This window comes from Pedobacter sp. (assembly GCF_965227205.1).
In the GTDB taxonomy this organism is placed as follows: Bacteria; Bacteroidota; Bacteroidia; order Sphingobacteriales; family Sphingobacteriaceae; genus Pedobacter.
In genome coordinates, this window is record NZ_OZ245727.1 from 4,179,912 (window position 1) to 4,196,142 (window position 16,231).

Annotated in this window: 13 protein-coding genes; 4 read left to right on the forward strand and 9 right to left on the reverse strand. The window is 33.8% G+C overall.

The genetic code is table 11. The features are described from left to right. Window positions 1-92 precede the first annotated feature (92 nt). Window positions 93-872 carry a hypothetical protein gene (locus tag ACO05K_RS18120; protein ID WP_421945815.1) on the forward strand — a complete coding sequence of 260 codons (780 nt, stop codon included), beginning with the start codon at window positions 93-95 and terminating at the stop codon, window positions 870-872. Window positions 873-1,009: 137 nt separating this feature from the next. Here the strand turns inward: ACO05K_RS18120 and ACO05K_RS18125 are convergent, their stop codons facing one another. Next, the gene (locus tag ACO05K_RS18125) at window positions 1,010-5,113 is read right to left on the reverse strand and encodes a T9SS type B sorting domain-containing protein (protein ID WP_421945816.1); all 4,104 of its coding nucleotides are present in this window, start codon (window positions 5,111-5,113) and stop codon (window positions 1,010-1,012) included. 168 nt (window positions 5,114-5,281) lie between these two features. Here ACO05K_RS18125 and ACO05K_RS18130 point away from each other — a divergent pair, with 168 nt between their 5' ends. Beyond that, window positions 5,282-5,965 carry an FkbM family methyltransferase gene (locus ACO05K_RS18130; protein WP_421945817.1) on the forward strand — a complete coding sequence of 228 codons (684 nt, stop codon included), beginning with the start codon at window positions 5,282-5,284 and terminating at the stop codon, window positions 5,963-5,965. Here ACO05K_RS18130 and ACO05K_RS18135 read toward each other — a convergent pair. The 7 genes from ACO05K_RS18135 to ACO05K_RS18165 all read right to left on the reverse strand — a co-directional run bounded on the left by ACO05K_RS18135 (window position 5,962) and on the right by ACO05K_RS18165 (window position 11,795). Beyond that, a complete protein-coding gene (locus tag ACO05K_RS18135; RefSeq protein ID WP_421945818.1) occupies window positions 5,962-7,290 on the reverse strand; it encodes a flippase in 1,329 nt (442 codons plus the stop codon). The two genes, ACO05K_RS18130 and ACO05K_RS18135, sit on opposite strands and share 4 nt — an antisense overlap. 33 nt (window positions 7,291-7,323) lie before the next feature. Continuing rightward, on the reverse strand, window positions 7,324-7,842 hold the full coding sequence (locus ACO05K_RS18140; RefSeq protein WP_421945819.1) for a hypothetical protein: 519 nt from the start codon (window positions 7,840-7,842) through the stop codon (window positions 7,324-7,326). A gap of 28 nt (window positions 7,843-7,870) precedes the next feature. Beyond that, the gene (locus tag ACO05K_RS18145) at window positions 7,871-8,395 is read right to left on the reverse strand and encodes a DUF1569 domain-containing protein (protein WP_421945820.1); all 525 of its coding nucleotides are present in this window, start codon (window positions 8,393-8,395) and stop codon (window positions 7,871-7,873) included. A gap of 19 nt (window positions 8,396-8,414) precedes the next feature. After that, window positions 8,415-9,110 (reverse strand): YjjG family noncanonical pyrimidine nucleotidase, encoded by a 696-nt coding sequence (locus ACO05K_RS18150; RefSeq protein WP_421945821.1) that lies wholly within the window; start codon window positions 9,108-9,110, stop codon window positions 8,415-8,417. Between the two features lie 109 nt (window positions 9,111-9,219). After that, entirely contained in the window at window positions 9,220-9,864 is a 645-nt protein-coding gene (gene upp / locus ACO05K_RS18155; RefSeq protein ID WP_421945822.1) for a uracil phosphoribosyltransferase, read from the reverse strand. A 4-nt stretch (window positions 9,865-9,868) separates the two neighbouring features. Then, the gene (locus tag ACO05K_RS18160) at window positions 9,869-11,131 is read right to left on the reverse strand and encodes a DUF7033 domain-containing protein (protein WP_421945823.1); all 1,263 of its coding nucleotides are present in this window, start codon (window positions 11,129-11,131) and stop codon (window positions 9,869-9,871) included. Between the two features lie 151 nt (window positions 11,132-11,282). Beyond that, a complete protein-coding gene (locus tag ACO05K_RS18165; RefSeq protein ID WP_421945824.1) occupies window positions 11,283-11,795 on the reverse strand; it encodes a DUF6702 family protein in 513 nt (170 codons plus the stop codon). 86 nt (window positions 11,796-11,881) lie between these two features. Here ACO05K_RS18165 and ACO05K_RS18170 point away from each other — a divergent pair, with 86 nt between their 5' ends. Then, window positions 11,882-12,469: a HupE/UreJ family protein gene (locus tag ACO05K_RS18170; RefSeq protein ID WP_421945825.1), complete on the forward strand. Its 588-nt coding sequence runs from the start codon at window positions 11,882-11,884 to the stop codon at window positions 12,467-12,469. 8 nt (window positions 12,470-12,477) lie between these two features. Continuing rightward, window positions 12,478-14,850, forward strand: a complete 2,373-nt coding sequence (locus tag ACO05K_RS18175) for a M1 family metallopeptidase (RefSeq protein WP_421945826.1) — start codon at window positions 12,478-12,480, stop codon at window positions 14,848-14,850. A 100-nt stretch (window positions 14,851-14,950) separates the two neighbouring features. Here ACO05K_RS18175 and ACO05K_RS18180 read toward each other — a convergent pair whose 3' ends face one another. Further along, entirely contained in the window at window positions 14,951-16,108 is a 1,158-nt protein-coding gene (locus ACO05K_RS18180; RefSeq protein WP_421945827.1) for an ATP-binding protein, read from the reverse strand. Between the last annotated feature and the right edge of the window lie 123 nt (window positions 16,109-16,231).

The following is a 16,231-nucleotide window of genomic DNA, read 5'->3' on the forward strand; positions in this document are numbered from 1 at the left end:
GTAAGCAAGCAAAAATATATTAAAAAACGATTAATGAGTGAAGGTATCTTGTATCATTTAAATTTTAGCGGTATTATTGGGGAATAATGAAAATGAAAAAAATAACGCTCATCAGCTCAATCGCAATGTTTCTTGTTACATTAACTGTTATTTCTTGTAGAAAACATGAAGAAGAAGAAGCAACAAAATCTTGCAACTATAAATTAGATATTGCCTATAAATGGTATAATACTTATACTACACTTGAAACTTATAGTGATAATACAAGAGCAAAAAAAATTAGTACAAAAGTAATTTCTACTGTTGGATTTCTTAAGGTTGATCCAAGTGGCACATACGAGATTGTGAATAACGACATAGCTCAGGTTGGGAGTTGGAAATTAGATGAAAATACCTGTCAACTTACACTGAGCGATAAATCTATTAAATCGATAATTGTTCAATATGATATATTAAGTCTTGCTACAGGAAATCTGATTATTAAGAGAATTGATGGAAACATGGTTTATACTGAGCACTACAAAACTGCAGATTGTTCGACAGTAGCTCAATTAACAAAACAGTGGGACAATAATAAAATTTATTATTTTGACTATTATTCAAGTACTAATACATTTATTAACCCATATCTTGTTTATCCAGTAGGTTATTTTAAATTGAATACAGATTTGACTTATAATGTTGTTAGTGATGGAGTGCCTTTAAATGGAACTTGGAAATTAGGGCAACCTTACTGCATGATTGATCTCGATGTGGCCAAATATAATGCAAGATCTTTTGAAATAGTGAAAATAACTTCTGACTCACTGGTTATTTGGAGAAAAGATCCTACAGTAGGCAGAGCATATCTGCAATATTATTTAAAACACTAAAAATCTTAGAAAATCATAAGAATTTCTGCTGCTTTTTCATTATTGATGTTTTGAAATAATAGTAAAATGTAGAGCTAGTGTTTTAAAGTTAGGGTTGTTTACATTAAAGTTTTCTTTCGAAACATAAAGTTGCTAACCTAACGGATCAAAGTAATGCTCCCGGTTAATACTGTACTTTTTTTGTCTGCTAGGGAAATAACGTAATAATAAATACCAACAGGTAGTGTTTTTCCATTATAACTACCATCCCAAGATTTATAATCGTTTGTCGACTGATAAATTACCGAACCATATCTGTTGTACACAGTAACTTTTGAGCCTTGATAATTACTAATATTTTTGATTTCCCAAAAGTCATTGATGCCATCTCCATTAGGTGAAAAACTTCTTGGAACATTAATCGCATTAAGGACTTTAATCGGAATGGAAATTGTCTTTACACAATCAGTTCCATAATTTACTCGTAGTGTATAAGTCGTATTTTCATTTGGAGAGGCATTTGGACTTAATATATAAGGATTATCTAGGCCAATTTTTGGTGTCCATTCTACAGTGTATTCGTCTTTTGAATCTAAATCCGTGTCGATGCCTAATTTAATTTGCTTGCCAAGGTCGATTGTATAGCTGGTGTTAGTAGGTTGGAGATATATATTTCTATAAGAAATTAACTCAATTTCATCGTAAGTTGAAGTATTACAATTTTGATTTAGGATTTCCCATCGAAAAATCAATTTCTCATCCTTAGGAATATTAGTAATTACAGCATTTGGATCGTTAATGTTCGCAGGCGTGAAAGGGTTGTAGTTTGATTGTGAAATAACAGACCATTTTCCTAATTCATTATTGCCAGGCTTATTAGCAGTTAAAGTAAATGTAGTAGAACCGCATAATGAAATATCTTTACCCGCAGATGCAAAAGTTGGCTTTGGATTGATAGTGATTTTTAGAGGATTACTCAGGTATGTACAATTCTCTAAAGTTATTGACCGCCTAAAATATGTTGTTGAAATTAGGTTTTCAACATCTATATCCTTTTTTACTTCTCCAGTAATTTTAGTCCAGATATTACCATCAATACTTTTTTCCCAAAAGTAAGATAATCTAAGATTAGCAGAACTTGTATGCAAATTTCCATCTATGTGTAATAAATCAACAATTTCGGCACAAAAATTAGAGGTTGAAGTTTGGATGATGTTATTTTGTATTGTTGGATATATTGACAATTCATATTTTGAATCAAAATAAGTTAAATTGTCAACTTTGACAACCCTCCGGTACATCTGTATATCTACATTTTCCGAAATATTTTCATTGCTGTTAAATGAAAAATTATTCTGGTTTGCACCCTGAACATCTAACCAAGCTCCAAGTTTAAAAACTTGCCACTGTAAAATTGGATCATTATCAATTATCGGATCGCCAGTTAATTGAACATATTCCCTAGAACATGAATTTACTTTATTGGTTTTATCTAAAATGATTCGAACATCCTTTTCAATAACACAATTATTACCGTATGTAACTTTGAGGTGATACTTTGTTGTCTGGTTAGGTTTGGCAACTGGTGATAATATATTAGGATTATCCAACCCGCCATTAGGTGTCCACAAGTAAGTATAGTTATTTGATGGTTGCGTAATAGTTGCTGAGATTATTGTTGATTGACCTTCAGTTACGTTTAATATATCTGGTACAGTTAAAGTTACAGGACTAAAATTATGTATTTTAAGTGTTGATGATGAAGTGATTTGGCAAATATTTTGGGTAATTGTCCATTTAAGAATTACGTCAACATCTTTAGGGATATCATTAATAATAGCTTTTGGATTATTTACATTAGTGCTGTTAAACGGATTATAGTTGTTCGGGCTAACAACTGACCATGAACCTGTTTCATTTGTTGCTGGACTATTGGCAATTAAATTTACATTACTCTTATCGCAAAGAGAAATGTCATTTCCTGCAATGGATTGACTGACTGCAGGTTGGAAATCTACAAAAACAGTATTGCTATAACTTATACAGTTATCAGCTTGGGTAACTCTTCTAAAATAATTACGCTTAGAAATAGAAATTAGGAGATCTTTGTTTGTCTGATTAGGTATGTCCAGCCAATTAATGCTATCATCGCTTTGCTGCCACCTTAAAAGTTTAGTAGTATTTGATGCGCCTTGTGGTAAAGTTCCGGTAATTGTAATATCAGCGGAACCATTGCATATCAGTGTTTGGTTACTGCTAATAATGTTGTTATTAGTGGCTGGATGAATAGTTATTTTTTTTTCTGCTTCAAAAATATTATTATTCTCCACGCTTACTTTTCTTCTAAAGTAAAATGTAATATCATTATCAGAAAAGTTAGTTATTTCTCTTATTTCATAATCAGCATTTTTGTTAGAATTTGGAGCATCAACCCAATTGCCATTTAAATCTTTAATCTGCCATTCGTAAGTGGCAGAAGGCTTTGTATTGATTGAATTGCCTGTTAATATTTGAGTAGAACCAGAACAAATACTTATTTCATTCGCATTTTCAACCATTACAGTTACTAACCAGGAGTAGTCAATACAATTGGACGATATAATATATTCCTTCGGTTGTGTAAAGTTAGTTACAACACCTGATAGGGGATTAAGGACACCAATGTCGGTTGATAATGTAGGTTTTAGTGTAGTTAGATTTGTGCCTGACTTAACTTTGATAGTTATAGTTTTATTTTGAACATCAATAATAGCTGGAGCAGTTTGTTCGTCTAATTCAAATGATACAATATTTGCATCTCCTGTAAATTTTACTTGATTATATTTTGATATATAACCATCAGATATTGCATTTTTAGCAGAAATATTTAGGTTACAGGTGCTGGGATTGAAGTCAACTGTATTACAGAAAGAACCTCCCAACAGAATATTTTTTTTTGAATCAACAGCTATTTTATGACCGAAATTTCCAGAGCATGGGCTGCCGAAATTAAATGCCCAGGTATAATCACCGGCTCCTGTATATTTTGCAAAAAAGGTATCGCGGTTACCATGATAAGTTAATGTTTTACTAGATTGAGCGTTGCCAAAGACTAATGTTCCATCAAAATACCCTCCGATATAAACATTGTCATCACTATCTGCGGTAATATAATAACTATATGGAGTAGTGCTGGTTCCTTCGATATTCTTTGCCCATAAACTTGTACCGGTAGAATTATATTTGCCTATAAATAAATTTTTACTGCTTGAAGCTGTCAAGGTAATATTACTTAAGGGAGAATTAAAAATTACTGATCCGCTGTAAGCACCCGTTAAATAAATATTATCGTCAGGGCTTATAGCCAAAGAAGAAATTACTGTTGATGGCCCATCAACTTTGTTGGCCCAGATTAATTGGCATTGTTCTGTATATTTTGCTATGAAATAATTTGAAGAATTTCCTGTAAACATACTCGATGGGCCTTTTGGATTTAGGTCGATGCTATTGCCGAAATAACCCATAATTATAATTTCATTATTTGAGTCAGTTACAACATGCTTAATCTCATCATTACCTGGGCCACCAAAACTATATGCCCAAACTGCATTGCCATTTTTGTCATATTTTATTGCAAAGCCATCTGAGCCGCCTTTACTAAAAAGATTGATAGAGCCTACATTGATACTTGAATAATAAGAACCAACAAATACTATATTTCCAAACTTATCTGCTGCAACCACGTGACCGAAATCTGTACCACTTCCCCCCACATTTTTTGCCCACTTAAAATTTCCATCAACATCTAATTTAACAATGAATGCATCATTACCTCCATTATTGTTGATGTTGAAAGTACCGGCTCCAGGGTCGCAATCCATGGAAGAAGAATTGTATTGTCCTCCAAAAATCACATTCGATTCATCATCAACAGTGAGGTTATTGACCTGATCTAGTCCGGGTCCTCCAATGCTTTTTGCCCAAGTTAGTTTGCCATCAGGAGTATATTTTGCAACGAATACATCATAATCACCAGTAGAATATAAAGTGATAGGAGTAGAAACACCAGATTGATCAACAACAATTGAACTTCTAAAGTTACCAGCGATATAGATATTGTCGAATTTATCTACGGCAACCCCGGTTACTTTACTCTCACCAATTCCTCCAATATCCTTAACCCAATCCGGAATTGGTTGTTGCTGAGCATTGGTATTAAGGAAGCTGAACGAGAACAGTATTAAGAAAAATATTTTGTAATGGATACGATTTATATTTAGCATTTAGATGATTAGTGAGGCGGGCGGAGTGTTATGATTAATAGTTTATAAAATTATAAAATAATTTTATAAACTATTCTAATTCAATGGCTATTAACAACGTATATGTTTTATAAATGTACATTGAAAATTAAATGTTTTTTCGGAAGGTTAATATTTCTATTTTTATCCATGATTAAAGCTGTAAAAAAGATTTTATTAAAATACCTGCCAACAAATTATTTTGAATATAGTAAATCATATTCTCAAGATGGAGAAGATATGATTTTGAAAGCTTTATTTGAGCAAAAAAAAGGATATAAAGGCTTTTTTGTTGATGTGGGAGCTCATCACCCTGTTAGATATTCGAATACAAATTACTTTTACAAACGCGGTTGGAAGGGAATAAATATTGAACCTACACCATCAGCAATTGGTGCTTTTAATGTTTTTAGAAAACGTGATATTAATTTAAACATCGGCATTGGAACCGACAGAGGAAAACTTAAGTTTTATTGTTTCAATGAGCCTGCCCTAAATAGTTTTTCTGAAGAAGTTTCAAAAAGAATTGACAGGGAATCTGCAAAATATAAAATTGTTAAAGAGCTTGATATTGACGTTCTACCTTTAAGTGAAGTATTTGATAAACATCTTTCTGAAAACGTTATAATAGACTTTTTAAGTATTGATGTTGAAGGTTTGGATTATCAGGTATTACTATCTAATAATTGGGATAAATATAAACCTAATGTTATTTTGGTAGAAGAAAATGTGAATGTTGATGAGCTTAGTAATTCTCCAATATATAATTTCCTTAAAGAAAAGGGCTATAGCTTCTTTGCGAAAACACTTCGAACTTGTATATACCGACTTTAGTTTTTCTTGGTTAGTTTTTGAAATGCTGTTACTAGGAATAAGGATTTCAGCATCATAAATCCTTGTTTTCTTGTGCTTTTAAATAATAAAACCATAAATGTTGATACAAAATACGCTGCAACAGTTGCTATCGCTGTACCCATCATGCCTAATTTCGGGATTAAAATCAGGTTTAAAACAATATTTGTAATGGCGCCCAACCCGGTTCTAATAAAAGAAAGCCGCCCAAGGTTTTCGGCAATTAAATACTGACCGCTTGCCACACCTAAAAATACAAATGCACAGCCCCAAACATGTACAGATAATACCGGAGCAGCCGAAAGGAATTCTGGTTTGTATAATTTGTAGATTAATGGTGATGCAAAAGTTATAAATATCGCAAAACTCAAACTCATCCATACCATTAAATCATAAAGGTTCTGAAGGCGTTTTTGGTAACGTTCTTTATCATCGCGACGGGCATTTAAAATTGCGGGGAAAAGTGAAGAAACAATTGCGACCGGAACAAAGTTTAATGCTTCAGCAAACATTACAACTGTATTGTAAGCGCCTGCTTCGGAAATGCCACGTTCGCCTAATAATTGTTTAAGCATAATTTGATCTATCCGCATATATATAGAAACCATAATCCCGGAAATTATCAGCGGCCATGACAGCGATAGGAGCTTTTTAGTAAGTTTGGCTTCATACTTCCATGTAAAAATACTTCTTCCTTTTCTGTTGTAGGTGATGATGTAACCGATTGATAGTAAGATTACATCCAACAAATAAGCAACAAAAAATAACGTAATGGATGAATGCGTGAGTATTAAAGCAACTTTTATTAATGCAGATACCAAATTACCAATAATTTGAACCTGCATGATGTATTTTGATTTTACTTCTGATTGAAAGTAGGAATCTATAATCGTAAAGGACTGAAATATACCCATAAACGAGAGCAGGAATATGTACGCATATTCTATTCCTTCCAATGGATAAATTAACCAGGCGATGTAAATTAATGGGATACAAAGTACTCCGGCGAAGGATTTCATAAAAAAGGCAGTGCCTAAAATATGATCTCTTTTATCTGGAAATTGATGAAGCTCTTTAACAACAAACTGATCTAAACCAAGACCAGCCAAAGCCGCAAACAAGAAAACATAAGCTACTGATGTGGTTAATATTCCATTACCATAAGATAACAGGTAATTTGCTACGGCAATACTGCTCAGCATTTTTATACCCATGCTTCCAACTTTGCCAATTAGAAGCATGCCTGTATTTTTGAAATACTTTTTTAGTGCCTCCTCGTCAAAGCCTTTTATACTGGGTAATTTCATTAACGCAAAGATGTGAAAAAATGCTGTAGGTTTTTAAGTTAATGGTGCGCCAACTGCAATATCACATCTATGGCCAGGTTCTCCGTGTTTTGGATTTAGGTTTACGCCTGTAGTTGCTGCATTAGTTTTGTTCTCAACCGTGGTTACAGTAGGTTGTTTTGACATCGGCTTCGAATCTAAAGGAGCGCCAACATCAATATCACATCTATGATTTGGCTGACCATGAGCCGGATTTAAATTTTTTGCCGAAGTTTTAACAACTGCAGGCGCAACTTTTGTTTCAGTAGGTTGGCTAACAGTTTGTTGAGGTTGTGCAGCTGATGGAGTTTGGTTTAATGGCGCACCAACAGCTAAATCGCATCTATGGCCAGGCTGCCCATGCGCAGGATTGAAGATTAAATTGTTTTTTATTGGCTGACTTACCGGCTGAGCAGGCATACTGTTCTGTAGACCTTGCATCCCTGTTGGTGTAGCTGTAATCTGCGTTGCAGGTTTTTTATTGTTGCAGGCACAAATTGCAATTAGAAAAAGAGCATAAAATAAATTTCTCATTTTGTCGCATTTTCTTTAAATATAAGCATTATGCTTTGCGTTGGAAACTTTCCTCAATCCTCACTAATTGTTTTAAATGGTGCTTTAGATGAATTTCGATAAATCGCAGCCATTGCTTCGCATTTAGATAACCTAAACGTGGGTGTTTCGTTTTTATAGATTTAGATGCCTGAGCAATCAAAGGACATGAATCTTCCAAAGCCTTTTCAAACTCTAAAATAAAATCAAGCGCTTCAGTTTTACTGATCTTTTTAACCCTGCTCGCCAATCTTTTTGGTACTTCATATTTTTTTGCTGGTGGAAGTGAACCAAACAAAAGAATCAGTTTTACGATAAAATGAGTTGGTTTCTTTTCACCTTTTCCATTTGCAGCATTTTCAAGCGCAATAAGAGAAAGTAAACTCGAGTCGAAAATATGGCTATAAACTTCGCTATAACTCCAGCCATTAATTGGCGGTGTCGTTTCAAAAACATCATCCTTATATGATGAAAGTTTAGCTTTATAGGCATCAACAATCTGATGAATTGAAACTTTTATTTTGGCTGCAGTCATTATAAACGGTTTATTTAAATTAAAATAATTGCAATAATTCTTTGAGATGCACAATTTCGCCTTTTACATCTTCTGGTTTTTCCTTTTTTAACGGATTGAAAAATATCGCTTCCATTCCAAAATTTAAAGCCCCATAAATATCAGCTTCCAAACTATCGCCAATCATTATACTTTCCTCCTTAAATGCCTTTGCTTTATCTAATGCATATTCAAAAATTATTGGGTTAGGTTTGTTTACGCCAACATCTTCTGATATAATTACATTTGAGAAATAGGGATTCAAGCCCGATAAATTCATTTTTGTTAAGGTGGTTTCCTTAAATCCGTTTGAAATGATGTGTAGTGTATACTTCTGTTGCAGATAACTTAACACATTTTCTGCACCTTCAAAAAGATTAGTTTTTGTTGGAGATATGCTCACATAATCATCTTCAAATTGGTGTGGAACAACATCAGGATGGATGCCCAATTCAATGAAAGTTTTATTAAATCGTTCCGCCCGAAGAAAATCCTTTGTGATTTTTCCTAGATGATAATCTGCCCACAGCTGATGGTTGTTTTCTGTATATTTTGCGATAAAATCAGTGCAAGATTTTAAACCTAGTTCATCAAGTTTATAAGTATTATAAAGTTCATTTAAGGTTTCTTCCGCATTTCTATCAAAATCCCAAATGGTATGGTCAAGGTCGAAGAATATATGTTTTTTGTTTTTCAAGATGTTTTTTTGTTGTGATGTTGGAATGATTTAATGTTGAAATGTTCTAAATGGCTTGCAGAATCCTGTTAATCCTTAAATCCTAGAAATCCTGCTCTAAAACCCAAGCTCATACCTTCTCTCCATAAGCTAAATCTCCTGCATCGCCCAGACCAGGTACAATGTAAGATTTGCTGGTCATTTCCTCATCAATTGCGCCAAGCCATAACTTTGCTTTTGGTAAATTCGCTCTTACATGCGCAACGCCTTCAACGCTTGCTATTGCTGCAACAATATGCAGTTCGGCAATTTTATATCGATTAATTAATTCTTTACAACACATTACCATACTTTGTCCGGTTGCCAACATCGGGTCGGCCATAATTAAAACGCGTCCTTCTAAATCGGGTGTAGAAATGTAATCCATCTGAATTACAAAGTCTCCATTTTTTTCTGTTTTGCGGTAAGCCGATATAAAGCAACATTCTGCCTTATCGTAAATGTTTAGCAAGCCTTGTTGTAGCGGTAAGCCAGCCCTTAAAATTGTAGCCAAAACGGGTTGTGTTTCTAAAAAATCGCAGGTTGATGTACCTAAAGGTGTTGTAACTTCCTTCTGATTAAACTTCAATGTTTTGCTGATTTCATAAGCGAAAAACTCACCAACACGTTCAAGGTTTTTGCGAAAACGCATTGAATCTTTTTGTACGGTTTCATCGCGAAGTTCTGCAATAAAAGTATTTGCTATTGATTTAGTTTTGCTAAGATCGAATGTCATAACTTTAGTTTCCGGCGTATTTTATCATTTCGATATAAACAGCTCTGGTTTTTTTAAATTTAACGTTTTCTGACAAGTTCTTTAATTGCCAACAGCTGTAAAATTGGCCATTCACCACTTTTACAACATCAATAAAGGTATGAACAATTTTAATGGCATCGTTAAGATTTAAATATTGAATTGCGTTATCGCAAAGCACATAAGAATTTACAATAATCGGTGTAACTTTTTCCAATTGTAGATCGTACCAGTTAAAAGGCGTACAGGTTCCGGCTCTAAATCCAGGAGTTTCTTCATAACCCATCGAAAAATCACAACTTATGCCGGCAGAAAGTAGATTTAAGTAGCAAGATGGCAATCTCAAATCTTCAGTTTGCTGACTAGATAAATTGATACTACTGTTTTGTATTTTCGATAATTTCAGCAAATCAATTTTTAAGGAAGCTGATTTTTCTTTATCGCTTGTGCAAGGACGAGAAAGTCCTGTTAATTTATCGCTCAAAAACAAACTGCTTTTTTCAAACTTTAATCTGTTTTTAGAATCTGATGGGAAATTTACAAAGTAAATGGGTTTTTGATTTGAATGAACGCTTTTTAGCGATTCTATTGTGATTTCAGGATTTACATTCAGCCCTGTAATATCATCAAAAACCGAACTTAAATATTTCTGTTCTTTGTTAAAAACCGAACTGAAAATAAACTTTGTTTTAGGTATGAAACCTTCTGGAACATCAGGTTTTAAAGTGAAGTTTATGGTTGGCTGATGGCTGAATTTCTTTTCCAAAAATTTTATGGAAGGATATTTCTTCCTAACAAGATTCTTTATCAGCAAGGCCCACTCATCAATTATTGGCCTTTTTAGAAGTTTCCATTTATGCTGATAGCTTTTCTCGGCTTTGAAATTTAAGCTACTTTCTTCTTTATGAACATATTCTTCATATCTGCTAAGGATAAAAAAAGAAGCGGAAAAAACATCGAACGGAAAAGGCGAATCATCTACTGGAAATGGAACTTTGTAATCATCAAAAGAAATAGATTTTAGCTTTAGTATTTCAACTTTGTTGGATAAAAGCAAACTTGAGTTTTTGAAAAAAAGCTCATTGCCCAAAGGTTTATCCGCATAGCTGATTTTCGCATGCTCACTTTGCAAAAAGTATTCTTTGTTCCCGGTAAATTCTACCTCAGTTTTTAATATATCTTTAAAAATAAAATTGAAGATATATTTTATCCTGGGTGTTAATATAGGCGAAAAGACAATTACGTGCATATTTTAATAACAATAGGGAGCGGTATAAACTTAATTTCTTAAACAATTTATCCTGCCGAATATTGCCTTTTCACATTACCATACGATTAGGGCATCTACTAAAATTAAAGGTTTTTTAACCTTAATTTAATATCTAATACAAAAATTACAATTAAAAGTTTGCACTGAAGGTTTTGTCGGGATATAAAATTTTACCACTTTTTCTGGTATTGCCTTTTACAATATGAACGATACTCATCTGGTCATCAAACAAATCGTAAAGAATAGAACTGCTAACATCAATGCTTTTTACGTTCGATATTTTTTCAACCTCCAGATAAATATTTGTGGCTTCGTGGTCGATTTCAAAGCCAATGTAACTCATATTAACAAGCTTTCCGTTCGCTTTAATTTGTAAATGGCTGGTTAGATATTTTTTCACCAGAACATCCATCTGGTTTTTCAATGCCGGATTCACCAGGTCAGTTTTTTGTTTGTATAATTTTGCTAGTATGCTTTCGAAATCATCACTAAAAATTCTGCAACTTATTTCAAGAGTTTTATCTTTTGCATTAAAATTTACTTCAGTTGTACTAATATGAAGTGGGTGTTTTTCGGGTTTTTTAAAACTAAAAAGCGAAAAGATTAAAAATAAGGTAACAAATTTGGAGTTTAACAGTAGCATTTGTGTGATTTTAATTTTTTTACAATTAAAATTTTAATTTTAAGCTTTCAAAAATACTAAAGCTTATTACACAAAGCTAATTTATAATGCCGTTACAAGATTTCTTATTTTATTTTAAACTTGGTTGGGAACATATCATCAGTGCCGATGCCTTAGATCACCAGCTTTTTATTCTGGCTTTGGTTGCCATATACAGCTATAAAAATTTAAAGCAGGTCTTGATTTTAGTAACCGCTTTTACAATCGGTCATTCATTAACCTTATTCCTAAGTGTTACAGATGTTTTTCGCTTCGAAAGTAAATGGGTAGAGTTTTTAATTCCATGTACTATTGTTTTAACAGCGATAAGTAACCTGTTTAGAAAAGATTTCTCGTTAAAGTCTGTTAAAATAAACTATTACCTAGCCTTGGTGTTTGGGTTAATACACGGAATGGGTTTTGCAAATTCGGTAAGAATTATGCTTGCCAAAGGCGAAAGTATAGGTTGGGGCTTATTAGGATTTAACGTTGGGCTAGAGGCCGGTCAGATTTTTATGGTAATTATTATTTTAGCTGTTACATTTTTTATCTTCAACTACACGAGAATTAAACGCCGAGAATGGGTGCTGTTTATATCGGCAGCAGTATTTAGCCTTGCTCTACAAATGTCATTACAAAGAATTCCTTTTTTATAAATATCATTATGAATAAATTATTTACGTTAACCGGTTTATTGCTTTTTACAGGAAGCTTGGCAATAGCCCAGAATATTCAGAATAATCCTGGAAGTAACCATGGAAACAAATTTGAGCAGTTGGGTACAATTTTGCCAACGCCAAATGAGCAAAGAACTGCAAGTGGTGCACCTGGTGTTAAATATTGGCAACAACGTGCTGATTACAATATCAAATGTACATTAGATGAGAAAAATTTATTGCTAACCGGAAGTGAAACGGTTACTTACACCAATAATTCTCCTGACCCGTTAACTTACATTTGGTTGCAACTTGATGAAAACGAGCACAGCACCAGTAAAAATGCCAACTATCAGGATGCTACCAAAATGCCAAATACTGGTACAACTAAAAGTATTGATGCACTAAGTTCGAAAAGTGATAATGGTTTTGGTATCAACATTACTAAAATAACAGATGCTTTAGGTAAAAAACTAAGTTATACGGTTAATAAAACCATGATGAGGGTTGATTTGCCTGCGCCATTAAAAACCGGACAAAAACTGGTTTTTAATATTGATTGGAATTATAAAATAACGGATAGAATGGCCGAAGGCGGTCGTGGAGGTTATGAATATTTTGCAGGCGATGGGAACTATTTGTTTACAATGGCACAATGGTATCCACGTTTGTGTGTTTACAGCGATTTTCAGGGTTGGCAAAACCACCAATTTACTGGTAGAGGAGAATTTGCTTTAACCTTTGGTGATTTTAAAGTGCAAATGACAGTTCCTGCAGATCATCTTGTGGGTTCAACTGGTGCCTGCTTAAATTACAGTGCAGTTTTAAATCCAGCTCAATTAAGCAGATATAATGCTGCTAAAACTGCAACTGCTCCAGTTGAAATTCAAACGCTTGCCGAAGCAAAATTGGCAGAGACAAGAAAATCAACAGCAACAAAAACCTGGGTTTTCCAGGCTAATAATGTTCGCGATTTCGCCTGGACTTCATCTCGTAAATTTATTTGGGATGCAATGCCTCAAAAAATAGAAGCCAACAACAATACAGTAATGTGTATGAGTTTCTACGGTAAGGAAGCCTATAATTTATACAGCAAATTTTCAACTCGTGCAGTAGCACATACCATTAAAACGTATTCTGATTTTACCATTCCTTATCCGTATCCGGTTGCGCAAAGTATCGAGGCTGCAAACGGAATGGAATATCCAATGATTTGCTTTAATTATGGTCGTACCGATGCTGATGGAACCTATAGCGAGAGCACGAAAAACGGAATGCTTGGCGTAATTATCCATGAAGTTGGGCATAACTTTTTCCCGATGATTGTAAACAGTGATGAACGCCAATGGACCTGGATGGATGAAGGTTTAAACTCTTTCGTAGAGTATTTAACAGAAGAACTTTGGGATAATACCTTTCCAAGTAAAAAAGGCCCGGCTTATACCATTGTTGATTACATGAAACTGCCAAAAGATGAGCTTGAACCGATAATGACCAACTCTGAAAACATCACACGTTTCGGTCCGAATGCATATTCTAAACCTGCAACTGGTTTAAATATTTTGCGTGAAACCATTATGGGCAGAGAGTTATTTGATTATGCTTTTAAAGAATATTCAAGAAGATGGGCTTTTAAACATCCTCAACCGGCAGATTTATTCCGTACGATGGAAGATGCAAGCGGCGAAGATTTGGATTGGTTTTGGAGAGGCTGGTTTTACGGAACTGAGCCTTGCGATATTTCTTTAGATAGCGTAAAGTTTGCCAAGGCAGATTTTCCAACTTCGGTACCTGAAGCGAAATCAAGAATGGTCAAAATAGATAAACCTGCTGTAAATGCTTTTCAAGATATTTCGAAAATAAGAAACCGAGAAGATAAAAAGATAAGTTTCTACACCGATAAAACACCTGCTGCGCAAGATTTTTATTATAAATATGATAGAGGACAGGTTAGTGTTGATACAGCCACTGCAATTAAAGTAGAAACGGCTGCTTTGGTAGAGCCACTTCCTGCATCAGAGCAAACCAAATACGAAAATAAGTTTTTTTACGAACTCGTTTTTAGCAATAAAGGTGGTTTGGTTATGCCAATTATTGTAGAATTTACTTATGCTGATGGTACCAAAGAAATCGATCGCATTCCGGCTCAAATATGGAGACATAATGAACTTAAAACTTCTAAGTTTTATGTGAAGGATAAAGAAGTTCAATCGATATTAATTGATCCGCTACGCGAAACCGCTGATATTGATACCAGCAATAACGGTTGGGGCGGTAAAGCTAAAGAAAGCAAATTCAGGGTTTTTAAAGCGAAAACGGCAACTGCAGTTAGAGGTCAATCAGTTGGAATGAACCCAATGCAAAAAGCTGCGGGTAAATAACGCTCCGCTATTTAGCGAAGATAATTTAGTTGAGCCCTGTTGAAAATCTGCAGGGCTTAACTTTGTCTCTTAGATGTTATTAGCATTTAGATAATTACTCTTATAAAGAAATGTCTTTCCATGAGACTATTTCGTATCTGCTCCTTTTCTGACTATTCAGACCGCCATATATTAATGTTTTCTTTACCTTGGCAGGCTTTGCAATTTCTTCAAAACGGTCTAATTGTTTAAACAGTGTAGCAGTAATTGTTTCCGTTGCTTTTATTTCTGAGATTTTAAAATCTTCATTGTTTTTAGTTAAAATATCCACTTCATTCGCATTGCTATCTTGCCAGAAATAATAGTTTGAATGTAAATATTGATGGTAATTTTTCTTTTGTAATTCTGCTAGTATAAGATTTTCAAACAAATTCCCTTTAAGTCGATTTGTATTTATTTCTGAGGCAGCTCGTATTCCTAATAAATGAGATAATAGTCCGGTATCATTAAAGTATAATTTTGGGCTTTTTACAAGGCGTTTATTAAAGTTTTCGTGAAACGGATGTAATTTAAAGATGATGTAGCTGCTTTCTAATATAGATAGCCAAGCCTTTGCTGTTGGTTGAGAGATATTACAATCATTAGCCAATCCACTTATATTTAGTAATTGTCCGGCTCGGGCTGCGCATAAGCCTAAAAATGTTCGGAAAGTCGTTAAGTCTCTTACGTTTAATATTTCGGTTACATCCTTTTCTACATAAGTTTGCAAATAGTTAGCATAAAATATATTTGGATCTATTTCTCTATCAAAAATTGCAGGATAAAATCCTTTGAATATAGTTTCTTGATAACTTTCTGCCAATAAATTTTCTGTTTTAAGCTCCTCAAAATCCAAAGGCAATAGTTTAAATAGCGCCACTCTTCCTGCAAGTGTTTGGGTAATCTTATTTATTAAACTGAAATTTTGCGACCCTGATAAAATGTATTGCCCCATCTTTTTATTTTCATCAACCTTAGTTTGAAGATAGGAGAACAATTGAGGAACAGTTTGTATTTCATCTAAAATTACTTTTTCTGAATACTCATTTAGAAAACCATTTGGATCCTCACTGGCAAAAAATCGCATATCAGGATTTTCTAGAGAAACATATCTGTATTCTTCAAATAACTCCTTCAGCATTGTTGTTTTTCCGGATTGCCTCGGACCAGTAACAGCAAGTATTGGAAATTTGCTTTGCTGTGCCTTAATTATATTCGAAATTTGCCTCTTAACAAACATATTTTTATTTCAAATTTAACTTTTATTTTTAATTTACATAGATTTTATTTTGAATTTGCATAGCATTTATTTTTGATTTACATATTAAGCTAAAATAACAATCTAATGCTTTTAATTTCATTT